This is a genomic window from Pseudomonas sp. S2_F07 (genome assembly GCF_054668325.1).
Genome location: NZ_CP162758.1, coordinates 2453233 through 2475767, shown reverse-complemented (window position 1 = coordinate 2475767; position 22535 = coordinate 2453233). Strand labels below are relative to the sequence as shown.

Annotated in this window: 26 protein-coding genes and 1 pseudogene; 15 read left to right on the top strand and 12 right to left on the bottom strand. The window is 60.0% G+C overall.

Annotation, left to right across the window (positions count from 1 at the left end):
- The first annotated feature begins 76 nt into the window (after nucleotides 1-76).
- The 5 genes and pseudogenes from AB4O40_RS11030 to AB4O40_RS11010 all read left to right on the top strand — a co-directional run bounded on the left by AB4O40_RS11030 (nucleotide 77) and on the right by AB4O40_RS11010 (nucleotide 4491).
- Entirely contained in the window at nucleotides 77-868 is a 792-nt protein-coding gene (locus tag AB4O40_RS11030) for a phosphate/phosphite/phosphonate ABC transporter substrate-binding protein (RefSeq protein ID WP_460054553.1), read from the top strand.
- Nucleotides 869-1007: 139 nt separating this feature from the next.
- Entirely contained in the window at nucleotides 1008-1556 is a 549-nt protein-coding gene (locus AB4O40_RS11025) for a sigma-70 family RNA polymerase sigma factor (protein ID WP_460054556.1), read from the top strand.
- On the top strand, nucleotides 1553-2566 hold the full coding sequence (locus tag AB4O40_RS11020) for an ABC transporter substrate-binding protein (RefSeq protein ID WP_056725924.1): 1014 nt from the start codon (nucleotides 1553-1555) through the stop codon (nucleotides 2564-2566). Before AB4O40_RS11025 ends, AB4O40_RS11020 begins: the two co-directional genes overlap by 4 nt.
- A 515-nt stretch (nucleotides 2567-3081) precedes the next feature.
- Nucleotides 3082-3894, top strand: a pseudogene (locus AB4O40_RS11015) (PAS domain-containing protein); the annotation flags it as partial.
- A gap of 57 nt (nucleotides 3895-3951) precedes the next feature.
- Nucleotides 3952-4491, top strand: coding sequence for a methyl-accepting chemotaxis protein (locus AB4O40_RS11010; protein WP_227698141.1), 540 nt, complete (start codon nucleotides 3952-3954; stop codon nucleotides 4489-4491).
- Nucleotides 4492-4562: 71 nt separating this feature from the next.
- Here AB4O40_RS11010 and AB4O40_RS11005 read toward each other — a convergent pair whose 3' ends face one another.
- Nucleotides 4563-5198 (bottom strand): glutathione S-transferase family protein, encoded by a 636-nt coding sequence (locus tag AB4O40_RS11005; RefSeq protein WP_409078369.1) that lies wholly within the window; start codon nucleotides 5196-5198, stop codon nucleotides 4563-4565.
- Nucleotides 5199-5322: 124 nt separating this feature from the next.
- Nucleotides 5323-6354 (bottom strand): HTH-type transcriptional regulator GntR, encoded by a 1032-nt coding sequence (gene gntR, locus AB4O40_RS11000; protein ID WP_460054559.1) that lies wholly within the window; start codon nucleotides 6352-6354, stop codon nucleotides 5323-5325.
- A gap of 215 nt (nucleotides 6355-6569) precedes the next feature.
- Here gntR and AB4O40_RS10995 point away from each other — a divergent pair, with 215 nt between their 5' ends.
- Both AB4O40_RS10995 and AB4O40_RS10990 read left to right on the top strand, forming a co-directional pair.
- Entirely contained in the window at nucleotides 6570-7103 is a 534-nt protein-coding gene (locus AB4O40_RS10995) for a gluconokinase (protein WP_414913169.1), read from the top strand.
- An 81-nt stretch (nucleotides 7104-7184) separates the two neighbouring features.
- Nucleotides 7185-8537, top strand: a complete 1353-nt coding sequence (locus tag AB4O40_RS10990) for a GntP family permease (RefSeq protein WP_007974485.1) — start codon at nucleotides 7185-7187, stop codon at nucleotides 8535-8537.
- Nucleotides 8538-8688: 151 nt separating this feature from the next.
- On the opposite strand, the gene alaC is transcribed toward AB4O40_RS10990, so the two are convergent.
- The gene (alaC, locus tag AB4O40_RS10985; protein WP_056725916.1) at nucleotides 8689-9897 is read right to left on the bottom strand and encodes an alanine transaminase; all 1209 of its coding nucleotides are present in this window, start codon (nucleotides 9895-9897) and stop codon (nucleotides 8689-8691) included.
- Between the two features lie 136 nt (nucleotides 9898-10033).
- Here alaC and AB4O40_RS10980 point away from each other — a divergent pair, with 136 nt between their 5' ends.
- The 3 genes from AB4O40_RS10980 to AB4O40_RS10970 all read left to right on the top strand — a co-directional run bounded on the left by AB4O40_RS10980 (nucleotide 10034) and on the right by AB4O40_RS10970 (nucleotide 11835).
- Entirely contained in the window at nucleotides 10034-10696 is a 663-nt protein-coding gene (locus AB4O40_RS10980) for a LysE family translocator (protein WP_460054562.1), read from the top strand.
- A gap of 67 nt (nucleotides 10697-10763) precedes the next feature.
- A complete protein-coding gene (locus AB4O40_RS10975; protein ID WP_056725912.1) occupies nucleotides 10764-11249 on the top strand; it encodes a GyrI-like domain-containing protein in 486 nt (161 codons plus the stop codon).
- Between the two features lie 97 nt (nucleotides 11250-11346).
- Nucleotides 11347-11835: a GNAT family N-acetyltransferase gene (locus AB4O40_RS10970; RefSeq protein ID WP_223541258.1), complete on the top strand. Its 489-nt coding sequence runs from the start codon at nucleotides 11347-11349 to the stop codon at nucleotides 11833-11835.
- Between the two features lie 136 nt (nucleotides 11836-11971).
- On the opposite strand, the gene AB4O40_RS10965 is transcribed toward AB4O40_RS10970, so the two are convergent.
- Nucleotides 11972-12457, bottom strand: coding sequence for a GNAT family N-acetyltransferase (locus AB4O40_RS10965; RefSeq protein ID WP_056725909.1), 486 nt, complete (start codon nucleotides 12455-12457; stop codon nucleotides 11972-11974).
- A gap of 141 nt (nucleotides 12458-12598) precedes the next feature.
- Here AB4O40_RS10965 and AB4O40_RS10960 point away from each other — a divergent pair, with 141 nt between their 5' ends.
- The 3 genes from AB4O40_RS10960 to AB4O40_RS10950 all read left to right on the top strand — a co-directional run bounded on the left by AB4O40_RS10960 (nucleotide 12599) and on the right by AB4O40_RS10950 (nucleotide 14684).
- On the top strand, nucleotides 12599-13024 hold the full coding sequence (locus AB4O40_RS10960; RefSeq protein ID WP_056725906.1) for a YybH family protein: 426 nt from the start codon (nucleotides 12599-12601) through the stop codon (nucleotides 13022-13024).
- A gap of 78 nt (nucleotides 13025-13102) precedes the next feature.
- Nucleotides 13103-13447, top strand: a complete 345-nt coding sequence (locus AB4O40_RS10955) for a YciI family protein (protein WP_056725904.1) — start codon at nucleotides 13103-13105, stop codon at nucleotides 13445-13447.
- Between the two features lies 1 nt (nucleotide 13448).
- Nucleotides 13449-14684 carry an RNA polymerase sigma factor gene (locus tag AB4O40_RS10950; protein ID WP_056725902.1) on the top strand — a complete coding sequence of 412 codons (1236 nt, stop codon included), beginning with the start codon at nucleotides 13449-13451 and terminating at the stop codon, nucleotides 14682-14684.
- A gap of 135 nt (nucleotides 14685-14819) precedes the next feature.
- Here AB4O40_RS10950 and AB4O40_RS10945 read toward each other — a convergent pair whose 3' ends face one another.
- Nucleotides 14820-15674 (bottom strand): LysR family transcriptional regulator, encoded by an 855-nt coding sequence (locus AB4O40_RS10945; RefSeq protein ID WP_056725899.1) that lies wholly within the window; start codon nucleotides 15672-15674, stop codon nucleotides 14820-14822.
- A 90-nt stretch (nucleotides 15675-15764) separates the two neighbouring features.
- On the opposite strand from AB4O40_RS10945, the gene AB4O40_RS10940 reads away from it, so the two are divergent.
- Nucleotides 15765-16199, top strand: a complete 435-nt coding sequence (locus tag AB4O40_RS10940) for a multidrug/biocide efflux PACE transporter (protein ID WP_056726323.1) — start codon at nucleotides 15765-15767, stop codon at nucleotides 16197-16199.
- 106 nt (nucleotides 16200-16305) lie between these two features.
- On the opposite strand, the gene AB4O40_RS10935 is transcribed toward AB4O40_RS10940, so the two are convergent.
- The 5 genes from AB4O40_RS10935 to AB4O40_RS10915 form a co-directional block, all read right to left on the bottom strand.
- The gene (locus tag AB4O40_RS10935) at nucleotides 16306-17028 is read right to left on the bottom strand and encodes a TylF/MycF/NovP-related O-methyltransferase (RefSeq protein ID WP_056725897.1); all 723 of its coding nucleotides are present in this window, start codon (nucleotides 17026-17028) and stop codon (nucleotides 16306-16308) included.
- Nucleotides 17025-17891, bottom strand: coding sequence for a hypothetical protein (locus AB4O40_RS10930; protein WP_056725895.1), 867 nt, complete (start codon nucleotides 17889-17891; stop codon nucleotides 17025-17027). The genes AB4O40_RS10935 and AB4O40_RS10930 overlap by 4 nt, the downstream gene beginning before the upstream one ends.
- Before the next feature lie 108 nt (nucleotides 17892-17999).
- A complete protein-coding gene (locus tag AB4O40_RS10925) occupies nucleotides 18000-19022 on the bottom strand; it encodes a transporter (RefSeq protein ID WP_409078365.1) in 1023 nt (340 codons plus the stop codon).
- Nucleotides 19023-19168: 146 nt separating this feature from the next.
- Nucleotides 19169-19474 carry a PepSY domain-containing protein gene (locus AB4O40_RS10920; RefSeq protein WP_460054569.1) on the bottom strand — a complete coding sequence of 102 codons (306 nt, stop codon included), beginning with the start codon at nucleotides 19472-19474 and terminating at the stop codon, nucleotides 19169-19171.
- Between the two features lie 207 nt (nucleotides 19475-19681).
- Nucleotides 19682-20809: a glycerophosphodiester phosphodiesterase gene (locus AB4O40_RS10915; protein ID WP_056725888.1), complete on the bottom strand. Its 1128-nt coding sequence runs from the start codon at nucleotides 20807-20809 to the stop codon at nucleotides 19682-19684.
- Nucleotides 20810-21020: 211 nt separating this feature from the next.
- On the opposite strand from AB4O40_RS10915, the gene AB4O40_RS10910 reads away from it, so the two are divergent.
- Entirely contained in the window at nucleotides 21021-21347 is a 327-nt protein-coding gene (locus AB4O40_RS10910; RefSeq protein WP_223541263.1) for a DUF2025 family protein, read from the top strand.
- 145 nt (nucleotides 21348-21492) lie between these two features.
- On the opposite strand, the gene AB4O40_RS10905 is transcribed toward AB4O40_RS10910, so the two are convergent.
- Nucleotides 21493-21816: an antibiotic biosynthesis monooxygenase family protein gene (locus AB4O40_RS10905; RefSeq protein ID WP_460058127.1), complete on the bottom strand. Its 324-nt coding sequence runs from the start codon at nucleotides 21814-21816 to the stop codon at nucleotides 21493-21495.
- A complete protein-coding gene (locus AB4O40_RS10900) occupies nucleotides 21816-22520 on the bottom strand; it encodes a CTP synthase C-terminal region-related (seleno)protein (protein ID WP_460054572.1) in 705 nt (234 codons plus the stop codon). The genes AB4O40_RS10905 and AB4O40_RS10900 overlap by 1 nt, the downstream gene beginning before the upstream one ends.
- Nucleotides 22521-22535: the final 15 nt, after the last annotated feature.

The window sequence follows — 22535 nt, the reverse complement described above, 5'->3', positions numbered from 1 at the left end:
TGGATGTTGACTGACACGACGCCATCGCGAGCAAGCTCGCTCCCACAGGGGATTTTCGTTGCATGGGACAATATCGATGACCCAACACATTGCCGAACTGCTGATGTACACCGCCCCCGACCCCATCCATCAGGCCAACGCACGCTGGCTGGCGCGAATCTTCGAGCATCTGGGCGGCACCCGCCGTGATACCGAAGGCCTGTCCCTGATGCAAATGTGGTTGTCGCCGCACTTGCTGCTGACACAAACCTGCGGTTATCCGCTGATGACGGCATTGCGCGGCAAGGTCCGGGTGCTGGGGCGGCCTCGTTATGAACTGCCGGACAGCAGCGGCGGTAATCATTGCAGCCTGATTCTGGGGCGCCTTGATGATGCACGGCGAACCCTGGCGGATTTTCGCGGCAGCCGAGGCGTGATCAATGGCCTGGACTCCAACAGCGGCATGAACCTGCTGCGCCACCGGTTGGCGCCACTGCAACGTGACGGGCGTTTTTTTGCCCGGGTCGGAATCAGCGGCAGCCATCGAGAAAGCCTGCGCTGGTTGCGCGAAGATCTTGCCGATCTGGCGGCCATCGACAGCGTTACCTTTGCCTATCTGGCACGCCATGCCGCAGAGGAAGTGGCTGGATTGCGGGTGATCGCCCGCAGTGCGTTCAGTCCCGCCTTACCGTTCATTACTGCCGCGACGGTCAGCGATGAACTGGCTGAAGAGCTGCTGAAGCTGATGAACCTGGCGTTGCGCGAACTGCCAGAGGTTGCCGAAACCCTCGGTTTGCCAGAGGTGCTGCCGGCCAACGAAAGCGACTATCAGGTTGTGCTCGACTATCAGCGTGAGGCTGAGACGTTGGGGTATGGGGATTTGCGATAGAGGCTTGTCAGGAGTTATTTTTAATTCCATAAGTGAATATAAAAATAAGTTTTAAATATTATTAATGAATAAGGCTCCTTGCTAGGATTCGCCTCACCGGACCACCGGACATTCAGCGACCCCTAACCCAGGAGCCCCTATGTCCGGCGCCGATATTCTTCATCGCAAGTGCGTGGACGGATTGTTCCGCGCCCACTACCACTGGCTCTGCACGCGACTGCGTCAGTCCCTGAACGATGCCGCCGCTGTCGAAGACATTATCGGCGAAACCTTCGTGCAACTGCTCCAGGCCCCAAGCCTGACGGCAATCCGTGAACCCCGTGCCTTGCTCACCACCATCGCCCGGCGCCTGCTCTATCAGCGCTGGCGTCGAGGTGATCTGGAGCGCCAGTACCTTCAACAACTGCAACAGGCCGAGCCGGTCCACGCCGAATCGCCGGAGGCACTGGCTCAGTTGTCCCAGACCCTGACCCGTGTGGAGCGCAGTCTTCAGCGGCTGCCAGGCAAAGTCCGCTCGACCTTCCTGCTGTCGCGGATCGACGGCCTGACCTATCCGCAAATTGCCGCTGCGCTGGGCATTTCCCTGCGTTCAGTCAGCGACTACATGAGCCGCTCCCAGGCCCTGTGCGACCGGCACAGCGCCAACCAATCCCTGAACCGTCCCCTCCAGAACAAGAGGTCCGCATGAGATCGATCAAAACCCTGCTCGGCAGTTCGCTGCTGGCCCTGAGCCTATTGTCCCACCCCGCATCGGCCACGGAAAAAACGGCACCTATCCACTTTGGCGACATCACTTGGGAAAGCGGCAGCCTCATCACCGAAATCCTGCGCCTGATCGTTGAAAAAGGTTACGGCTACCCGACCGACACGCTGCCGGGCAGCACCGTCAGCCTTGAAGCGGCGCTGGCGAAAAACGATATCCAGGTCATCGGTGAAGAGTGGGCAGGGCGCAGCCCCGCCTGGGTCAAGGCGGCGGCGGAGGGCAAGGTGTTTGGCCTCGGCGATACGGTCAAGGGCGCCACCGAAGGGTGGTGGGTGCCGGAGTACGTGATCAAGGGCGATCCCGAGCGCGGCATCAAGCCGTTGGCCCCGGAGTTGAAGTCCGTTGCTGACCTGGCGAAATACAAAGACGTATTCCGCGACCCTGAAGACCCGAGCCGCGGACGCTTCCTCAACAGCCCGACCGGCTGGACTTCGGAAATCGTCAACAGCCAGAAACTCAAGGCCTATGACCTGACCGCCAGCTACGTCAACTTCCGCACCGGTTCCGGTGCAGCTCTGGACGCAGAAGTAGCGTCGTCGATCCGCCGAGGCAAACCAGTGCTCTTCTACTACTGGTCGCCGACACCGCTGCTGGGGCGCTTCAAACTGGTGAAACTCGACGAGCCACCGTTCGACGCCGAAGCCTGGAAAACCCTGGCCGACGCCAACAACCCGAACCCCAAAGGCACGCGCTCGATGCCGGCCAGCCTGGCCATTGGCGTGTCGGCACCGTTCAAGGCGCAGTATCCGGATCTGGTGACGTTTTTCGAAAAGGTCGACCTGCCGATTGATCTGTTGAACCAGACCCTGGGCCAGATGAGTGAAAAACGGCAGAAACCCCGTGAAGTCGCCGAAGCGTTTTTGCGTGAGCAGCCGCAGGTGTGGAAGGGCTGGGTGCCGGGGGAGGTGGCCACCAGGGTGAGTACCAGCTTGTAGTGCTTTCTGACGTTTCTGCAGTGTTTGAGCTGCCGTCTTCGCGAGCAAGCCCGCTCCCACATTGGGTCTGTTGTGTCCACAAATCCCGTGGTCAACAAAGAACCCCTGTGGGAGCGGGCTTGCTCGCGAATGTTCTCAAGTCTTACGCCAATTTGCTGTCCTGTGCCGTTCTCATGCTCGACGGACGGCAACCCCCAACAAGCAGCTGAATCGTTTTTGTCCTCAATGCTGGCCGACTAGTGGCCTTGCAAGCCCAAGGTTGCTGTCTATGATCAGCTGTAACTAACCATATCGGCCGTGATGGGGCGGTTGATGGCTTGGCGAAAGAGTGCGCAAACGAACGCACCAACACTTGGTGACAGGGAGTTGTCCGTTAAATGGAATTTGTTGTGAACCTGTTAGGGCTGGCCCGCATGCGGGCTATCAAGAGAAGGATGTCTTGATGAGCGTGTCGCTGTAAGGACCCTCCGATTGATCATCAATTATCACCTGACTAGTCCTTCTTTTTTGGAAGGATGCGTGTGCCTGTTCCGTGGAACGTAGTGGTGGATGTGAAAGACCTGCAACTTTCATCAATCAAAAACCGCGCTGAAGGTGATACAACCATGTTCAACCTACATCACAAGGCTGACCTGCTGGAAATCGAACGCTTCAGCTGTGCGCTGACTGAGGCCAATGCCAAGTTGGCGGCGATCAGTCGTTCGATGGCGATGATTGAGTTCACCCCGGATGGCACCGTCATCGATGCCAACGAAAACTTTTGCAATGCCATGGGCTACAGCGCCGACGAAGTGCGCGGCAAGCATCACCGGGTCTTTTGCGAGGAGCAGTATTACCGCAGCGACGAGTACACCAGGTTGTGGCGTGACCTGGCGCGGGGCGAGCCGCTGAGCGGGACCTTTTTGCGCTTGCACAAGAGTGGCCGGGAGATCTGGCTCGAAGCCAGCTACATGCCGGTGCTGGGCCCTGACCGGCAGGTGAAAAGTGTGATCAAGGTAGCCACCGACATCACCGCACGGATCAACAAGGAACACGAAAACGAAAGCAGGCTCGCCGCGATCGGTCGTTCAATGGCCGTGATCGAGTTCACGCCCGAAGGCAAGGTCATCAGCGCCAACGAGAACTTCCTGAAAACCATGCAGTACTCGCTCAATGAAGTGGTGGGGCAGCATCACAGCCTGTTCTGCCACCGTGCCGAATCCGAGTCCCAGGGTTACCGGAATTTCTGGGCTTCGCTTAACCGTGGCGAATATCACTCCCACCGTTTCGAACGCAGGAACAAGCAGGGTCAGACGGTATTCCTGGAGGCGTCCTACAACCCGTTGTTCGACGCCAAGGGGCGGTTATACAAAGTGGTCAAGTTCGCCAGCGATATCACCCACCAGATGACCACCCTGCAAACCGCCGCAGAATCGGCCCACAGCACTTCAGTGCAAAACGACGTCTGCGCGCGCAAGGGTTCCGAAGTGGTGCAGCAGACGGTGCAGATCATCCAGGATATTTCCCGGGATTTGAACGAGGCGGCACTGAGTATCGACGCCGTGAGCAAACAGTCCGACATCATCGGCACCATCGTGCAGACCATTCGCGGCATTGCCGATCAGACCAACCTGCTGGCGCTCAACGCGGCAATCGAAGCGGCCCGCGCTGGTGAGCACGGGCGCGGGTTTGCGGTGGTGGCCGATGAAGTGCGCAGCCTCGCGGCACGCACCAGTCAGGCGACGCTGGAGATTGTCGAGGTGGTGCGCAAGAACCACGATTTGTCGCTCAGCGCGGTGTCGAGCATGCAATCGAGCCTGAGTCGAACCGGGCTCGGCGTTGAATTGGCGAATGAGGCAGGGGAGGTGATTCTGGAAATCCAGCAGGGTTCGCGGCATGTGGTGGATGCGATCAGTCAGTTCAATTCGACGTTGCAATTGAACTAGTCGCGGCAAATGAAAGAGGGTCCCGGTAGAGGGACCCTTTTTTATTGTGTGTGGCGGCAACCTGTGGCCATTCAGGGTAAGCCGTTGCAGCAATGCTTCAGGAAACCGGGGTGTTGCGCCAGGCGTTTGAAATACTCATCGACGGCGGGGTAGTCGGGCCGGTCGATCGGCGTCATCAGCCAGCGGTTGACCGACAAACCGATGACAACGTCGGCCAGGGTAAAGCGTGGCCCGGCGACATACGCCTTGGTGGTCGCGAGTTGATGCTCGAGGATGCCCATTTTCTGGTTCCAGCCGCGGATGCCGACTTCCAGGCGATGGGCGTCCTGGAACTCCGGGTCCTTGCGCACCAGCGCCATGAACGCATAGCTCCAGGACGGATTGAGCTCGGTGGCTTGCCAGTCCATCCACTGCTCAACCCGGGCGCGTGCCGCCGGTTCGACGGGCAGCAGATCGTGCTGGTGTTGGTGTTTGCCGGCCAGATAGCGGCAGATGGTATTGGATTCCCACAACACGCCGGCCTCATCGATGATCACCGGCACCTGTGCGTTGGGATTGAAGCGCAGGAACTCGGGGCTGTGGGTGGATGCAAAACCACTGCCCCAGTCCTCGCGTTCGTAGGTTATGCCCAGCTCCTCACAGGTCCACAGCACTTTTCGGACGTTGATGGACGAGGCTTTGCCGAGAATCTTCAATGTATGTTCCATTTGAGCTGCTCCATCGCGAAAGGCGTATATGCAATTGTAGGAGCTGCCGAAGGCTGCGATCTTTTGATCTTGATTTTTAGAGATCGCAGCCTTCGGCAGCTCCTACACTTGGCGAGACGGGAAACTATGTACTCTCGCGCACCTTCAACTCAAACCCCATGTCCTGCACCGGCCTGGCCACGGTGTTGCCGGCCATCAGCGTCAGCATCTGCTCCGCCGCGCGGCGGCCGATGGCTTCGCGTGGGGTGTTGATGCTGCTCAGGCGCGGAACCATGTGTTCGGACATGGGCAAGTCGTTGAAGCCGAGGATCGCCACTTGTTCCGGGATCTTGATCCCGCAGCGCATGGCTTCAAGCAGGGCGCCCTGGGCCAGGTCATCGTTGCCGAAGAAGATCGCATCGACATCCGGATGACTGGCCAGCAGTTGCAGGAACAACTCGCCGCCGAGGCCGACGGAGGAGGAGCGGGGCGTCAGCACTTCCAGGTCCGGGTCATACCGACCGGCCTTTTGCAGGGCCTTGCGGAAACCTTCGCCGCGCAGCAAGGTGCGCTGGTCCAGCTGCGCGCCGATGTACGCCAGGCGCTTGCGGCCGCGGGACAGCAAGTGTTCGGCCGCCGTTTCGCCGGCGGCCAGTTGCGAAAAACCAACGCAATTGAGCCCGGCGGCGCTGTCCAGTTCCATCATGTACACACACGGAATGTTGCTGGCTTCGATCATCCGCCGCGAACTTTCAGTGCGGTCGAAACCCGTCAGCAACAAGCCGCGGGGTTGATAGGCCATGTAGTTGCGCAGCAGGTTTTCTTCTTCATCGCGCGAATAATGGAAGTTGCCGATCAGCACTTCGAAGCCCTTGGGGCGCAAAACCCGATGAATGGCTTCCAGGGTGTCGATGAACAGCAAATTGGATAATGAAGGCACCAACACCACCACCGATTGGCTCTGGGCTGAGGCCAGGGCGCGGGCGGCAGGGTTGACCACATAGTTGAGTTCCAGCGCCGCTTTCTGCACCTTTTCCACCAGTTCGGTGGCCACGGTGCTGACGCCACGCAACGCGCGGGAGGCGGTGATCGGGCTGACGCCGGCCAGTCGGGCAACTTCGTTCAGGGTAGGGCGGCCAGTGGTGCGGGTATTTTTATCGTTCTTGGTTGTGTTCATCGACGGCTTGCCAAACAAAATTCAAGGCACTAAGGTAGCGCTGTCTCGATGCAGCTGCAAATGCGTGAGCAAGGGTTCGCCTGATCCTTGCTTTTTGGTGTCGGGACCTAACCTGCTGCAACCCATAAAATGACAAGAAAGGCGTCGGCAACTTCTGCTTTTGGTCTAGTGTCATAACTGGCAAAGGTAGCGCTGTCTGCGCGCTGAGGTGTTACATGAATCATCCCATCACCGCCCTGGTCATCATGGGCGTTGCCGGTTGCGGCAAGACGTGCGTCAGCGAGGCCCTGTGCCATTTGAGCGGCGCCACTGCCATTGAAGGCGACTCTTTTCACCCTGCCGCCAATATCGAAAAGATGAGCGCGGGTATTCCCCTGAACGATGAAGACCGTGCCGGCTGGCTCGACAGCCTGTGCGATGAACTGCGCCGTGTCGACGCCAAGGGCCAGCGCCCGGTGCTGACCTGTTCGGCGCTCAAGCATATCTATCGCGAACGTCTGCGCAGTGCCTTGCCGGGCCTGGGCTTCGTGTTCCTTGAGTTGACTCCCGAAGTCGCCGCCGATCGTGTCTCCCATCGGCCAGGCCACTTCATGCCGTCGACCCTGATCGACAGCCAGTTCGCCACCCTCGAATCGCCCGTCGGCGAGCCATTGACCCTGGCGCTGGATGCTTCGACCCATAGCGTCGAGCAACTGGCGGCGCAGGCTCATGCCTGGTGGCAGGCGAACGGCCTGAAGCAGGCGGTATGACTGTGTTTGCAAAGACAGCGCTGTCCTCACGACTTCTGATCAACCCGCTTTAATAACAACAACAACCAGGAGACACCCCTAATGTTTGGCATGTCCCACGAGACGTTCCTGCTGCTCGATGCAGTGGTCACGGTGATCGGGCTTATCGTCCTGATCACCAAGTTCAAGTTGCACCCATTCCTCGCACTGATCATCGCCGCAGCCTTCCTCGGGCTGACCTCCGGCATGCCGATCGGCACGATCATCAAGGCGTTCCAGGACGGCTTCGGTGGCGTGCTTGGTTTTGTCGGCATCATCCTCGCGCTGGGCACGATGCTCGGCAAAATGATGGCCGAATCAGGCGGTGCGGATCAGATTGCGCAGACGTTGATCCGCGCCTTCGGCAAGGACAAGGTGCAGTGGGCGATGATGTTCGCCGCGTTCCTGGTCGGCATTCCGCTGTTCTTCGAAATCGGCTTCGTGTTGCTGATTCCGCTGGTGTTCATCGTGGCCCGCCGCACCGGCGTGTCGATCATCAAGATCGGTATCCCGCTGCTGGCTGGTCTGTCCGCGGTACACGGCCTGGTGCCACCGCACCCGGGCCCGTTGCTGGCCATCGGCGTGTTCGGTGCCGACATCGGCAAGACCATTCTGTACGGCCTGATCGTTGCGTTGCCAACCGCCATCATTGCCGGCCCGATCTTCGGTACGTTCATTGCCAAGCACATTCCCGGTCATCCGAACCAGGAGCTGGTGGATCAACTGGCGCGCGAAACCGATTCGGCTGAACTGCCGAGCTTCGGCATCACGCTGGTGACCGTGCTGCTGCCGGTGTTCCTGATGCTGCTCAAGACGTTTGCCGACGTGGTGCTGCCCGATGGCAACATCTTCCGCGCTTTCATGGACCTGATCGGTCACCCGATTTCGGCATTGCTGCTGGCATTGCTGCTGTCGCTGTATACCTTCGGCTACAAGCAGGGCATCGGTTCCAGCCAAATGATGAAATGGCTGGATGCGAGCCTCGCGCCGACCGCCGCGATCATCCTGATCATCGGTGCCGGTGGCGGCTTCAAGCAGATGCTGGTGACCAGTGGCGTGGGTGACGTGATCGGCCACATGGCGGTAAACGCACAGATCTCGCCGATCCTGCTGGCCTGGCTGGTGGCGGCGGTGATCCGTATCGCCACCGGTTCGGCGACCGTGGCGACCATCACTGGCGCCGGCATCGTGGTGCCGGTGGTGGGGATGATCCCGGGTGTGAACCGTGAACTGCTGGTGCTGGCCACCGGTGCAGGCTCCCTGATCCTGTCCCACGTCAACGACGCCGGTTTCTGGCTGGTCAAGCAGTACTTCAACATGACCGTGGCCGAAACCTTCAAGACCTGGACCGCGATGGAAACCATCCTCTCCGTGGTTGGCCTGGGCTTTATCCTGTTGTTGTCGCTGTTCGTCTAAGCGGTTCGACAGGTACAAAAAAACCGCAGCGATGCGGTTTTTTTGTGGGTGACCTGTAGGAGCTGCCGAGTGTAACGAGGCTGCGATCTTTTGACTCTACACGGCAAGATCAAAAGATCGCAGCCTGCGGCAGCTCCTACAGGTCATCGTGTTACTTAGTGACTAGGCCATCCGCTCTGAACATCCCGCGAATCCCGCGCACGGCCTGGCGAATCCGGTCCTGGTTTTCGATCAGCGCAAAGCGCACGTGATCATCGCCGTACTCGCCAAAGCCAACACCCGGCGAGACGCAGACCTTGGCCTCAGCCAGCAGCTTTTTGGCGAACTCCAGCGAACCCAAGTGTGCATAAGCCTCGGGAATCTTCGCCCAGACGTACATCGAGGCTTTCGGGTTTTCCACCATCCAGCCCAGTTCATGCAGGCCCTTGACCAGCACGTTGCGCCGCTGCCGATACTGCTCGGCGATGTCGCGCACGCATTGCTGATCGCCTTCAAGCGCAGCGATGGCCGCCACTTGCAGCGGGGTGAAGGTGCCGTAGTCGTGGTAGCTCTTGATCCGCGCCAGGGCGTTGACCAGTTCCGGGTTGCCGACCATGAAGCCAATGCGCCAGCCGGCCATGTTGTAGCTCTTGGACAGGGTGAAAAACTCCACCGCAATGTCCTTGGCACCGGGTACCTGCATGATCGACGGGGCTTTCCAGCCGTCGTAGACGATGTCGGCGTAGGCCAGGTCGTGCACCACCAGTACGTCGTACTGCTTGGCGAGGGCGATCACCCGCTCGAAGAAGTCCAGCTCCACGCACTGGGCGGTAGGGTTGGACGGGAAGCCGAGGATCATCATCTTCGGCTTGGGGATCGAGCCGCGAATGGCCCGCTCCAGTTCAGCGAAGAAATCCACGCCTGGCACCAGCGGCACCGACCGCACCTGGGCGCCGGCAATCACCGCACCGTAGATGTGAATCGGGTAGCTCGGGTTCGGCACCAGCACGGTGTCGCCCTGGTCGAGGGTGGCCAGCATCAGGTGCGCCAGGCCTTCCTTGGAACCGATGGTGACAATGGCTTCGCTTTCCGGGTCGATGTCGACCTCGTAACGGTCCTTGTACCAGTTGGAAATCGCCCGGCGCAGGCGCGGAATGCCCTTGGAGGTGGAGTAACCATGGGTGTCTTCGCGCTGGGCGACCTGCACAAGTTTTTCGACGATGTGCGGCGGCGTGGCGCCGTCGGGGTTGCCCATGCTCAAGTCGATGATGTCTTCGCCACGACGACGGGCGGCCATCTTCAGCTCGGCGGTGATGTTGAAAACGTAAGGGGGGAGTCGATCTATGCGCGCAAAGCGGCGCGGCGAACCTTGTTCGGCCATTGTTGCCTCGGATAACGTAAGCGCCCGGAACCGTCCGAGCGACGTAGGTCAGTGGTGACCTGTGGCGGAATGTACGGGCAGCTGTGGCAGACTGTCCAGCCTCTATGTAAACAAATTTGTCCGAAGGATAGGGTTGATGGAATTTACCAGCGGCTTCTTGCTGAGCCTTTCGCTGTGCCTGGATATCGGCGTGGCCAACATCGCAATGATCACCCTGGCCATGCAGCGCGGCTATTTCCAGGGCTTTGCCCTGGGGTTGGGGACCTGTGTCGGCGACCTGATCTACGCAGTACTGGCACTGGCCGGCATGACCGTGTTGCTGCAATACGAAACCGTGCGCTGGGTGTTGTGGATCGGTGGCTCGGCGCTGCTGGTGTACTTCGCGGCGAAGATGATCTATTCGGCGATTCACCACGAAGCGCTGCTGGCCGAGACGGCAGAGGTCGGGAACAACTCCCCCCGCAAGGAATTTTTCCGCGGGATTTTTCTTGCCATGTCTTCGCCCAGCGCCATTCTCTGGTTCGCCGCGGTGGGCGGCACGCTGATCGCCCGCTCCGGTGGCGGTGGCCCGCTCAGCTCGGCACTGTTTCTCGGCGGTTTCCTCTGTGCCGGGCTGCTCTGGTCGGCCGGCTTGTGCTTTGCCGCGAGCCATGGCGGCAAGTTGCTGGGGGACAAGTTGCTGCGTTATTCCTACATGGCATCGGCAGCGATCTTCTGTTATTTCGCGGTCTACGTGATCCTATCGGGTTACAACGAGTTTGTTGGCGCCGCTGCCGTCGAGCAATTGCACGCACTGTAATTGGGCGAATCGGGTTTGGCTTCTATACTCCCAGCCGAACCCATTTTTATGCGTCAGGAGTCGAGCCATGGATGAGCAAACACGCGTCGAAGTGACGGAACCACGCTTTGAACACGGACACTTCCTGCTGATCGCAGGGCTTGGCGGACGGTTTACCCAAGAGACCACTAAAGACATTCCCGATCTCTGGGAAAAGCTCGAGCCCCACATTGGGAACATTCCGGGCCAAAAAGGCGAAGTGACCTACGGCGTCTGCTGCAATTTCGACGGCAAGGGCGGCTTCGATTACATCGCCGGAGTCGAGATCAGCAAGCTCGACGACTTGCCGGAAACCTACCGCTGGGTAGAAGTTCAGCCACAACAGTACGTGGTATTTGAACACAAGGGATCGCTGGACACCCTGCCGCAAACCTTCCAGTACATCCATGGCACTTGGCTGCCGCAGTCCGGCCACGAGCTATTGGCGGCCCCGGAGTTCGAGCGCTACAGCGAAGACTTCAACCCCAAGCTCAACACCGGCAAGCTGGAAATCTGGCTGCCGATCAAGGCATGACACCTGCACGAGAGGCGGATCGGCCGATTCGTCTCTCGATGTCCCACAGCGGCTGATTTATCATCCCCAGCCTTTCCCATGCTGATTCCGAGCTGCCATGAACACCGTCATCCGCAACGTCACTCCCGCCGATCTGGACCGCTGCTTTGCCATCGAAACCCTTGCCTATGAAGGTGACGAGGCCGCGACCCGCGAGAAGATCGCCACCCGCATCGCGACCTGGCCCGAGGGTTTTATCGTTGCGGAAGTGGACGGGGTAGTCGCCGGATTCATCAATTCCGGTGCGGCGTTCCAGGTGGAAATGTCGGACGAAGCGTTCAAGGAACTGATCGGTCACGACCCGGCCGGACCGCACGTGGTGATCATGTCGGTGGTAGTGCACCCGGATTATCAGGGGCGAGGCTTGGCCAAGCGACTGATGGGTGAGTTCATCGAGCGCATGCGTGGGATGGGCAAGGTCACCATCAACCTGATGTGCAAGGAGCGGCACATTCCGTTGTATGCCGGTTTCGGCTTTGCCTATATCAAGCCTTCGGCGTCCGACCATGGCGGCATGGCGTGGCATGAGATGGTGCTCGAACTCTGATCCGACGTAGATTCCCTGTGGGAGCGAGCTTGCTCGCGATGGGGGCGTAACATTCAACAGAGATGTCGACTGATCATCCGCTATCGCGAGCAAGCTCGCTCCCACAGTGGTTTTGTGGTGTTGGTGGGGGCCGTGTTCAAAACACCAACCCCATCCGCCGCTCATAGCCGATCCGGCCCTTGTACGCCTCGCCGCTGTCGACAAAGCCAAACCTGGCATACAGAGCGATGGCGGCTTCGTTATCGGCATCCACCGACAACTCCAGTCCCCTGATTTCCGGCCAGGCCAGGCGCGCAGCCTCGGGCAGCGCCTGCAGACAGGCCTTGCCATAGCCCTTGCCCTGGGCGCGTTGATCGACTTGCAGCGCATGCAGGGTGGCGCTGTGTTCATCGGCCCAGGCCGGCAACACCGGCGGGCGCTTGAGCAGCAGGAACGCGACGGGCACATCCTCGGCCAGCAGGGCGAACCCCTTGACGCCGGGTCCGGGCCTGGACAGCAGCGTGTGCAAGGCGCCGTGGATGTCACCCGAGAACTTGATTTGCTCCGGATGCACTTCGATGGCCTCGACCTGTTGGCGCTGCAGCGTGTTCAGGCTTTCATAAGGCACGAGTCGGGCTGTCACTGGCGTGTCCTGTTTCCAACTGAAAATGAGTCTCGGATTCTAGCGAGTCTGGCGTTATGGATTATTTTTATTTCTTCTGTCGATTCGCCGGATCGCCAGACGACTAAGGGTGTCTTCCAATAAAAACCACGGAGAACCACCATGAACTCGCAAACCCAGATCCAGAACCTGATCGAAACCTATCGTCAGGCCGTAATGGCCAAGGACGTGGATAAAGTCATGACCCTGTATGCCGACGACATCGTCTCCTTCGACGCGGTCAAGGCCCTGCAATTCAAGGGCAAGGAGGCATACCGCGCGCATTGGGAGGACTGCATGAAAATGTGCCCCGGCCCGCACATTTTCGAGTTCCAGGACATCCGTATCGAGGCGTCCCAGGAGATCGCCTTCGCCCATTGGCTGGCCCATTGCGGCGGCACCAACGACAAGGGCGAGACCCAGTCCTGCTGGATGCGCGGCAGTGCGTGCTATCGCCAGGAAGACGGGTTGTGGCAGATCGTCCATGAGCACTGGTCGGCGCCGTTCGACATGATGAGCGGCACCGTCCTGTTCGACCTGAAACCCTGATCGATGTTATTTGTCGGGGCGCCGCGCCAATTGGCCGATCCACGACCATAGTTGATCCGTTCGAGTCAGGAGACGTTCATGAAGTATTTATGCCTGGTCTACAGCGATGAGCGCCTGCTGCATTCGCTGCCGGAAAGCCCGAAGGACGAGGAGTGCATGGCCTATGCCGAGTCGATCCAGGGCAGCGGCCGGATGGTCGCCGCCGAGGCGCTGCAATCGGTGCAGACCGCCACCACCGTGCGCATGCGCAACGGCAAGATGTCGATCACCGATGGGCCATTCGCTGAAACCAAGGAGCAGTTGGCCGGTTTTTATCTGATCGATGCCAAGGACCTCAACGAAGCCATCCAGGTCGCCGGGAACATTCCGGCGGCCCGGGTCGGCAGTGTCGAAGTGCGCCCCGTTCGGCAGTTGAATCCTTAAGATGCCGGGGCTGCCGGTTCAGGCGCAGGTCGAGCGGGTCTATCGCGAAGACTCGCGGCGCATTCTTGCGACCCTGATTCGCTTGCTGGGGGATTTCGACCTCGCCGAAGAGGCCTTGCACGAGGCGTTTTTCATCGCGGTCGAACGTTGGCAGCGTGACGGCGTGCCGGACAATCCGCGGGCCTGGCTGGTGTCCACCGGGCGCTTCAAGGCCATTGATGCCTTGCGCCGGCGCGCGCGTTTTGCTGCGTCGCAGCCTTTGCTGATCGCGCAACTGGAGGCGCTGGAACAGGCCGACTGGAGTGATGAAGACGTGGAAGACGATCGCCTGCGGCTGATCTTCACTTGCTGCCACCCGGCCCTGGCGGCCGACGCACAAGTGCCACTGACGCTGCGGGAGGTCTGCGACCTGACCACGGAGGAAATCGCCCGGGCCTTTCTCTCGGCCCCGGCCACCATCGCCCAGCGCATCGTGCGCGCCAAGGCGAAGATCCGCGACGCGAAAATCCCTTATCAAGTGCCGACACTCGCTGAGCTGCCCGAGCGCCTGGACAGCGTATTGCGGGTGATTTACCTGGTGTTCAACGAAGGATACTCGGCGTCCATCGGGGCCGAACTGATCCGCGAGGATTTGACCCGCGAAGCGATCCGTCTCGGCCGGTTGCTGGTGGAGCTGCTGCCGGAGCCTGAGGTGATGGGCTTGCTGGCGTTGATGCTGCTGCACGAGTCGCGCCGCCCGGCCAGGACTTCGGTCAGCGGCGAGCTGATTGTGCTGGACGAACAGGACCGTTCGCTGTGGGACGCCGGGTTGATCAGTGAAGGCTGCACGCTGGTCGAACAGGCGCTGACCATGGGGCGATTCGGACCCTATTGCCTGCAAGCGGCGATCGCGGCGGTACACGCCGAAGCCCCGACGGCGGGGGAAACCGATTGGCCGCAGATTGTCGGTCTGTATGACGTCTTGCTGCGAGCGGTGCCGTCGCCGGTGATCGAGTTGAATCGTGCCGCGGCGATATCGCAACGCGATGGTCCACTGGCGGGGCTGACCTTGGTCGACGCCATCCTGGAGCGGGGAGAACTGCTCGACTACCATCTGGCGCATTCGGCGCGGGCGCAGTTCTGTCGGCAACTGGGCCGCAAGCAAGAGGCGCGGGCTGCGTGGGAGCGGGCGCTGGCGTTGACCCGGCAAGAGCCTGAGCGGCGGTTTATCGAAGAGCGGCTCAAGGCACTGGATTGATGTGTCCTTGCTGGCCTCTTCGCGAGCAAGCCCGCTCCCACAGGGGCAAGTGGTGCACACAAATTTTATGACCGACACAATAACCTGTGGGAGCGGCGGTGCGGCGATCCGACTTGCTCGCGAATGGCCGCGCCGCTATTCCAGCATCTTGCCCAACAACCAGCTACCCGCCGGCCCCGGCGGATTCAGCCGCGACCACAACGCATCCACCGACACCATTTTCGGCCAGCCGCGCACCACCAGTTCCCGCAGCGTGTCGGGCCCGAACCGCTCGACCAGCCAGCGGGGTAACGGCGCCCAGCCGAATCCGCCCTGGGCCATTTCCAGCAGCATCAGATAACTCGGCGCCGACCAGACGCGGCCCTTCGCCCGACTTTCATAGGGATTGATGATGGTGGCCAGACGCAGTTCGCGGTGCAGCTGCAGTACGTCCCGGTCGACGTAGTCCAGCGTCGCCAACGGATGAGTCGGGGACACGAACAAGGCGATTTCCGTGCGCTCGTCCACCGTTGAACTGACCAGGTCCGGCGGGTAGCTGTCCTGCATTTCGGCGAAGGCAATTTGCGCCCGACCGCTTTGCACCAGGGACATCAGGTCATCGCATTCGGCAATCAGGCATTCGAGTTCCAGGTCCGGGTAACGCTGCTCGAAGGCACTGAGCGCGGCTTCGAAGCGGTCCGACTGATAGGTATCGGACAGCGCCACCGTCAGCTTCGCTTCCACCCCTTGGGACAGTTGGCTGGCGGCTATTTCCAGGCGACTGGTGGCGGCCAGGATCTCTTCGGCCCGTTGCAGCATGACGTGCCCGGCCGGGGTCAGCCCGGGCTTGCGGCTGCTGCGGTCGAACAGGGTCAGGTTCAGGTCGATTTCCAGGCTGGCCACCGCCGCGCTGATGGTCGATTGACTGCGGCCCAATTTACGCGCCGCGGCGGAAAACGAGCCTTGGGTCGCGGCTTCGACAAACGCCAGCAACACTTCGTGAGATGCCATGAACTATCGCCCTGATCGATGGTTATTGGTTATGAAGTATCGGCTTGATGAAGGATCATGGCAATCATCGTCACCCAAGGGAGTTCGGCCATGAGCGCCAACAAATCCATTACTGAACGTATTTTCCAGGCCATCGGCTTCGAACTGCTGGCCATCCTGATCTGTACCCCGTTGCTGGCCTGGATCATGGACAAACCGATGTTGGACATGGGCGCTGTGACCATCGCCATGGCTGCCCTGGCCCTGGCCTGGAACGTGGTGTTCAACGGTATGTTCGACCGGATGCTCAAGCGCTTTTCCATCGTCCACAACGCCTGGGTCCGTGTGGTGCATGCGCTGTTGTTCGAAGGCGGTCTGGTCGCCCTCGGCGTGCCGCTGATCGCCTGGTGGCTGAATGTCAGCCTGTGGCAGGCGTTCGTGCTGGATATCGGTGTGTTGCTGTTCTTCCTGCCGTACACCTACGTCTACCACTGGGCGTATGACGTGGTTCGGGAGCGGATGCTGGTGACTCGCGAGGTTTGCTGAGTCGTGTTTTTGCGGTGAGGGGGCGGGTCAGAGGTCTGAGACCTGCCCTTGTGGGAGCGAGCAAGCTCGCTCCCACAGGTTGTGCATCAGATTCCAGGTCTTTGGATCAGACGTGGAAGTAACCCACGCACGAATCGAACGGCAGGCGCTTGAGTTCGATCTTGTTCAGGTCGAGCACTTCACGCAGGGCCTTGGTTTCGCCCGGGAAGTTGCGGTAGGCGACTTCGTCGAGCACCACGATCGCGCCTTTGGGCATGTACGGCAGGAAGGTTTCCAGCGCGACTTTGGTCGACTCGTACAGGTCGGTGTCGAGGATCAGCATGGCCACGACCAGGTCCGGACGAGTCTTGACCCACTCCGGTACGGTCTTGACGATGTCGCCCTTGACCAGCTCGCAACGCGGAATGCGGTTGACCGGGCGCAACAGGTCGTTGGCGTCGATCATGTCCTGGATCAGCGACTGGTCGGTGTCGGCGAACATGGTCTCGTTGACGTCGGCCGGGTCTTCTTTCTTGTCGATGCTCTGGAAGCCTTCGAAGGTGTCGAAACCCACGATCGAGCGGTTGATCGCATACGGCTCGAGAATCATCGACAGGTGCATGTAGAGCATCAGCGAGTTGCCCTTGTACACGCCGCACTCAATGATCGCGCCCGGTACTTCGGCGACTTTCTTGAACAGTTCCATACGCGACAATGCGGCGGTCACGCCAATGCGGTTGGCGAAGACGAACGGCGCGTCGGCCACGTATTCGGCATCGACCCGTTTCAGGACGTTGGTACGGGTTTCGTTGTACTGGGCTTCGGCGGGCGTGATGCGACGCTTGGTCATTGCGGGATTCCTCGGAAATTCGAAAAGTCGTGGACGTGGAAGTAGTCTTTGAAACCGGCGCCGACATCCGGGCAGGCGCTGTCGACGTTGATCGCGCCGCGCTGCTGCTTGAGGTCGTCGAGGTGCATCAGGCGAAAGTCCACGCTGAAGCGGGTTTGTTGCGTGTAATTGGGCACGGTGCCGTGCAGGTGCGAACCCGAGAACACCAGCATCTCGGCGGTGTTGCCGGCAATGCGCAGCTCAGAGGCGTTGTTGATCGCTTCGGTGGGTACCGGGTGCTGGCGCGCCTCTTCCTTGACGTTGTCCTTGGCGCGCTGGCGTTGCACGTCGATCCAGTCGGACAGGCTCCACTGCGCCGAGGTGTTTTTCACCGGGACGTCGAAGTAGGCCGGGTTGATCATCATGGTCTGCTCGGGCTGGATCGTGTAGACCGGCATCCAGGTATTGATCTGGCAGTCGACACCGCCGTACCAGGTATCGCGATGGGGCTTGTAGGCGTAGCTGACGCCAGCGTGCAGGTAGTCGTAGTTGGGCACGACACGGATGCGCGGTACGTCGAAAATGAATTCCTGCGCAGCGCCACCGATTTCGTCGGTGAAGCTGCGGATCAGCTCCTTGGCGCGCAGGCTGTTGGTGAACTGACCCTTGAGGCGAGTCACCAGCACCACGAACTCTTCCACCGGCATCAGCGTGTGCAGCGCCTGGTGGTTGGTCTCGCCATCGAAGGCGGCGGTGATGCTTTCCTGGGCAAAGGCACAGAGTTCCTTTGCCGCTTTCAGTTCGGTGTTGAGGAAGATGTCGCCAGCGTAGATCGCACTTCTGAAATCAGTGTGTTTGTGCAACTGATTGATGAATAAGTTCACGGTTCTCACCCAGGAATACTTTGGCTCTCTTAAGAGTCGGCAACGCGCGGACAAACTGAAGTGCCAACTTTGAACGAAAGCACAATGCCTTTGCCCGCCGCGGTGCGTTCAATAATCCTGCTGCTTGCGAAACGCCCAGCGCCCGGCGATCACGGTAAAGGTTGCGACCAGTGCCACCAGGATCCAGAAACCCTCCGGGTCGCCGGCCAGGGGAATGCCGCCGACGTTCATGCCGAAGAAACCGGCGATGATATTGATCGGCAGCGCCAGCACTGTCACCACCGTCAGGGTGAACAGCGTGCGGTTGGTCTGTTCGTTGATGTTGGCGGCGATCTCTTCCTGCAACAGCTTGATCCGCTCACCCAGTGCCGTGAGGTCGTTGATGATCAGCGCGAACTCCTCGGTGGATTTGCGCAACTCCTTCACGTCTTCCTTTTGCAGCCATTGCGGCGGCCGGTTGAGCAGGCGCAGCAACGAACCCGGTTCCAGCGCCAGCAACCGTTGCAATCGCACCAGCACTCGTCGATTGGCGCCCAGCTCGGCGCGGTTGGTCGATAGCCGTGAGGACAGCAATTCATCTTCGATCTGATCCACGCTCTGACTGGTCTTGCGCACGATCTGGGTCAGCACTTCACCCTGGTCGCGCAGCAAATGCACCAGCAACTCCAGCGGGGAGCGAAAGCACTCCCGGGCCTTTACCGACGAGCGCAATTTGTCCACCGAGTGCAGCGGTTGCAGGCGGGCGCTGATGATCAATTGGCTGCGGGCGCACACCCATAGGGTCGAGACATCCGAGGAGACCATGTTGCTGAGGTTGAACACCACGTCGTTGACCACCGCCAGCAATGCGGAGTCGACATGCTCGATACGTGTCGAGCGAGAGCCTTCGTGCAGCGCTTCGAAAAACTCCTCGGGCAACTCCAGATGGCTTTTCATCCAGCGCTCGCACGCGGCGTGGGCGAGGTTCAGGTGCAGCCAGAGAAATTGCTCGTCGCTTTGCGGCTGTTGCAGGTATTGCAAGGCCTCGGCGGAATTGATTTCCCGACCGGCCTCACCGGGGCGAAAGCTGAAACCGTAAAGCAGGCCGAACAGATCCGTGTCGCGATGGCTTTGATCGATGCTGTGGTTCATGAGGACTCGCAAGGGGAGGCGCCTGTCACGTTTTTACAGGTTCACGTGAGCGGCATCATCGCAAGCGCTGATGACTTTTTTGTGACGCTCAGAAAACGCAAAAGCCGCGCGATGTTCCCATCGCGCGGCTTTTATTTGTTTCGGGATTACTTGTCCTGTTTGTTTTCCAGGACCTTGCCGTTGGAGGCATCGATGTCCACATCCCACTCGACGTTCTTGGCGTCACGCAGTTCGATTTCGTACTCGTAACCGTTGAAGTGGTTGTCCAGTTCGGTCTTGGTAATCGTTGCACCCGGGTGCAGATCCAGGGCGATCTTGTTCAGGTCTTCCAGTGGCTTGATCTTGCCGTCCTTGACCAGTTGCGGGATCTGATCGACCCGCACATCGGCCTGGGCCAGGCCGGCGGCGAGGGTCAGGGTTGCAGCGGCAAACAAAGCAGTCAGGGTCTTCATGGGCTTCTTTCCTTGGGTGATCCGTTCAAGTGAGATCAGGTTAGCTTGTGTAACTTAATCCACCCTTAAAACCCTCGACATGCCTTGCATCAATTCCTGTGGGAGCGTGGCTTGCCCGCGAAGGCGGAGTGTCAGTCAACGTTGATGTTGAAGCTGATGGCCCTATCGCGAGCAAGCTCGCTCCCACAGGTTTTGCGCAATTGTGGATCAATACCCGTTGTTCTGTAGCACCTGCGCCACACTCGCCGCCGCCGGGCGTTTATAGAACTTCAACAACTCACTGGCGCGATTGGTGAAGATGCCGTCGACACCGGCGTCCATGACTTTGCGGTAGTCCACCGCATCGTCGATGGTGTAGACGTGTACCAGCAGGCCCTGGTCGTGGGTGTACTGGTTCATCCAGGGTTGCACCAGATCCGAGTAGCTCTGGTCGCCACCCTGGGTCAGTGCAGCGGACGGGCCGGTGCCGATGGCGCCCTGGGCCTTGGCGTAGTCGACCCATTGCTGGAATTCGGCCTTGTCCTTCGGTTGCTGTCTGGCGTAGTACGCGGCTTTATCCTGTTCGCCGGACTCGGCAAATGTCACCTTTGACTTGGGCTCGATACTGCCTTCACCGACCCACAACAGCAGGATCTTCGGCACCTTCGGCATCTCCTTTTGCAGCAGTTCGAGGCTGCTCTTCTCGAAGGTCTGCAGGATCACCTTGCCTTTGCCCTGGCCGACCGCCAGCTCGCTTTTTTCCAGTTTCGAAGCGGTCGGGCTCAGCCAGCCACGGTCCTGAAGTTTTTCCTTGAGGTCGTGTTCGATGCCGGGAAACTGCTTGGGCTCCTTGGTCTCGATGTACAGGCCGGGCTTGTGCAGGCTGTTGCCCTCGGCGATGTCGATGATTTCATCGAGGGTCAGGATCTTCAGGCCTGCGAAGGCCGGGCGTGCGCGATCCGGGTACGCGGCATTGAACCAGCTGCCCGCGTCCAGGGTTTTCAGTTCGGCCATGGTGAACGCATTGGCGGGGCTGTCCTTGCGCTCGGGGAATTTGCTGGCGACGTCGGTGGTGCGTTGCAGATTGTTGTCGTGCAGGGCGAACAGCACGCCATCCTTGCTGCGCTGCAGATCCAGCTCCAGGTAGTCGGCGCCCAGGTCGCGGGCAGTCCTGTAGGCGGCGGCGGTGGATTCCGGCGCATCGAACGACGCGCCACGGTGGGCGATCACCGCTGGATGCGGAATGCCCAAGCGGGTCGCCAGTGCCGAGGGGCCAGGTTCGCTGGCGGCCTGTGCGTGGCCGAGACCGAGCAACAGGCTCAGTAACAGGGCGCTTTTGGTAAAGGTTGCGGGCATGGTCGAGATCCTTTCGCAATAAGTGAGCGGTCCCTTTTAACAATTCATCTTTGCAGGCGCTATCGCCAGGCCGACATAAACCTGTCTAAAGCTGATTTTCGTCAGCGCTTTTGTGCGCCCGTTTGCAGTACGCTGGGGCCCTGCAATTTCCCCGACAGAGGGAAACGCAGGCCCTGCGTGCAAACCAATGATCACCATTGCGGGGTTTACCATGCGCATCACTTCCCAGCTCATCTGCCAGGCTGCCGACCAACTCAAAGGCTTTGTCGGCCTCAACCGCAAGACCGGGCACTACATCGTGCGCTTCAGCGAAGACTCGTTTGGCATGGACGTGGCGGACGACGGCATCATCCCGACCAGCGAATTCGTCTGGGCCGCGGGGCCTGAGCAAACCATGACGCTCAAACGCGAATTGATCCAGTTGTTGCTGGACCAGAACATCGATGACCGGATCAACATCACCGAGCCGTTGCGGGTGTACATGAGCCGGCGGGAAGTGCCGGAGATTTCGGCGGTTCGCAGTTTGGTTCGGGGGTGAGTTTTTGCGGTGACTGTACTGGCCCCATCGCGAGCAAGCTCGCTCCCACAGTAGATCTTTGTCGCGCACAAATGTTGTGACCGACCGGGATCAAAATGTGGGAGCGAGCTTGCTCGCGATGGCGGCCTGAAGAACTCTAAATCAGTTACTGATTGAATCCGTAAGCCCGCTCTACCCGGCACACCCGCGTATGACACCGCGCATACCAGGTCGAGCGCCCACGCTCGCGAATGGCCGTATGCTCAGGATGATGCTTCCACGCCAGAATCGCCGCTTCACTGGCCCAGTACGACACCGTAATCCCAAGCCCATCCTCGCCCCGCGCCGACTCCACTCCAAGAAAGCCCGGCTGCTCACGGACCAGCTCCAGCATCCGTGCAGCCGCATCGGCGTAACCCTGGTCACCCTCGGTACGCAGTGAGGTGAAGATCACCGCGTAATAAGGCGCAGCTGGCGTATCGGCGATCATCACGAGCGCCCCGCGCAGGCTGCGACAAAGGCGCCAACCAACGGCGGCAAGACGCCCTTGAGCGCTGCCCGCTCGGGCTGGAACAAGGTCGCGACAAAGAATGGATGATCACCGAGTTCGACCGCCCGCAGTCCGTGTTCAGAATCGTGGCCGACGGCGTGAAGTTCGCGCTTGAGCAACTCCTCTTCGAACTGCGGATTCATCCCATAACGACAGCGATAGCCTTCACGAATCTCGGCGTTTTCGTACGCTTGGGCAATCAACGAGCCTTCCTGTAAATGAATGGTATCGACGGCCTCCACCAGTGAGCACGCCAGCGGTGTCAGCAGCGCTCGCGCGGCATCGGGATTTGTCTCGCCGTGTTCGGCATCCGACCAGCCCAGTACATTGCGTGCATATTCCAGCACCGCGTGTTGAAAACCACCGCAGGTGCCGAGGAAAGGTCGCCGTTGTTCGCGGGCAAAGCGGATCGCTTTTAATGCGCCGTCCGTGCTGCGGTAAGGGCTGGCCGGTACGCACCAGAAACCGTCGAATCTGTGCAACGGTGTCTCGGCGCTGATTTCATCGGTGGCCAGCCAATGCCATTGCACGTTCAGGCCGCTGTGTTCGACGGCCATTTCGAGGGCGACGGGAATGGCCTGGTGGGCGGTGACTTGCGGCTCGTAGTCGCCGATCAGGGCGATGCGAATCGGGCGGGTTTCCATGTGGGGTCTCTGCAC

Coding starts and splice junctions, on each gene's coding strand:
- AB4O40_RS11030 (WP_460054553.1), top strand. CDS start 77: ATGACCCAACACATTGCCGAACTGCTGATGTACACCGCCCCCGACCCC.
- AB4O40_RS11025 (WP_460054556.1), top strand. CDS start 1,008: ATGTCCGGCGCCGATATTCTTCATCGCAAGTGCGTGGACGGATTGTTC.
- AB4O40_RS11020 (WP_056725924.1), top strand. CDS start 1,553: ATGAGATCGATCAAAACCCTGCTCGGCAGTTCGCTGCTGGCCCTGAGC.
- AB4O40_RS11010 (WP_227698141.1), top strand. CDS start 3,952: ATGACCACCCTGCAAACCGCCGCAGAATCGGCCCACAGCACTTCAGTG.
- AB4O40_RS11005 (WP_409078369.1), bottom strand. CDS start 5,198: ATGGAACATACATTGAAGATTCTCGGCAAAGCCTCGTCCATCAACGTC.
- gntR (WP_460054559.1), bottom strand. CDS start 6,354: ATGAACACAACCAAGAACGATAAAAATACCCGCACCACTGGCCGCCCT.
- AB4O40_RS10995 (WP_414913169.1), top strand. CDS start 6,570: ATGAATCATCCCATCACCGCCCTGGTCATCATGGGCGTTGCCGGTTGC.
- AB4O40_RS10990 (WP_007974485.1), top strand. CDS start 7,185: ATGTTTGGCATGTCCCACGAGACGTTCCTGCTGCTCGATGCAGTGGTC.
- alaC (WP_056725916.1), bottom strand. CDS start 9,897: ATGGCCGAACAAGGTTCGCCGCGCCGCTTTGCGCGCATAGATCGACTC.
- AB4O40_RS10980 (WP_460054562.1), top strand. CDS start 10,034: ATGGAATTTACCAGCGGCTTCTTGCTGAGCCTTTCGCTGTGCCTGGAT.
- AB4O40_RS10975 (WP_056725912.1), top strand. CDS start 10,764: ATGGATGAGCAAACACGCGTCGAAGTGACGGAACCACGCTTTGAACAC.
- AB4O40_RS10970 (WP_223541258.1), top strand. CDS start 11,347: ATGAACACCGTCATCCGCAACGTCACTCCCGCCGATCTGGACCGCTGC.
- AB4O40_RS10960 (WP_056725906.1), top strand. CDS start 12,599: ATGAACTCGCAAACCCAGATCCAGAACCTGATCGAAACCTATCGTCAG.
- AB4O40_RS10955 (WP_056725904.1), top strand. CDS start 13,103: ATGAAGTATTTATGCCTGGTCTACAGCGATGAGCGCCTGCTGCATTCG.
- AB4O40_RS10950 (WP_056725902.1), top strand. CDS start 13,449: ATGCCGGGGCTGCCGGTTCAGGCGCAGGTCGAGCGGGTCTATCGCGAA.
- AB4O40_RS10945 (WP_056725899.1), bottom strand. CDS start 15,674: ATGGCATCTCACGAAGTGTTGCTGGCGTTTGTCGAAGCCGCGACCCAA.
- AB4O40_RS10940 (WP_056726323.1), top strand. CDS start 15,765: ATGAGCGCCAACAAATCCATTACTGAACGTATTTTCCAGGCCATCGGC.
- AB4O40_RS10935 (WP_056725897.1), bottom strand. CDS start 17,028: ATGACCAAGCGTCGCATCACGCCCGCCGAAGCCCAGTACAACGAAACC.
- AB4O40_RS10925 (WP_409078365.1), bottom strand. CDS start 19,022: ATGAACCACAGCATCGATCAAAGCCATCGCGACACGGATCTGTTCGGC.
- AB4O40_RS10920 (WP_460054569.1), bottom strand. CDS start 19,474: ATGAAGACCCTGACTGCTTTGTTTGCCGCTGCAACCCTGACCCTCGCC.
- AB4O40_RS10915 (WP_056725888.1), bottom strand. CDS start 20,809: ATGCCCGCAACCTTTACCAAAAGCGCCCTGTTACTGAGCCTGTTGCTC.
- AB4O40_RS10910 (WP_223541263.1), top strand. CDS start 21,021: ATGCGCATCACTTCCCAGCTCATCTGCCAGGCTGCCGACCAACTCAAA.
- AB4O40_RS10905 (WP_460058127.1), bottom strand. CDS start 21,816: ATGATCGCCGATACGCCAGCTGCGCCTTATTACGCGGTGATCTTCACC.
- AB4O40_RS10900 (WP_460054572.1), bottom strand. CDS start 22,520: ATGGAAACCCGCCCGATTCGCATCGCCCTGATCGGCGACTACGAGCCG.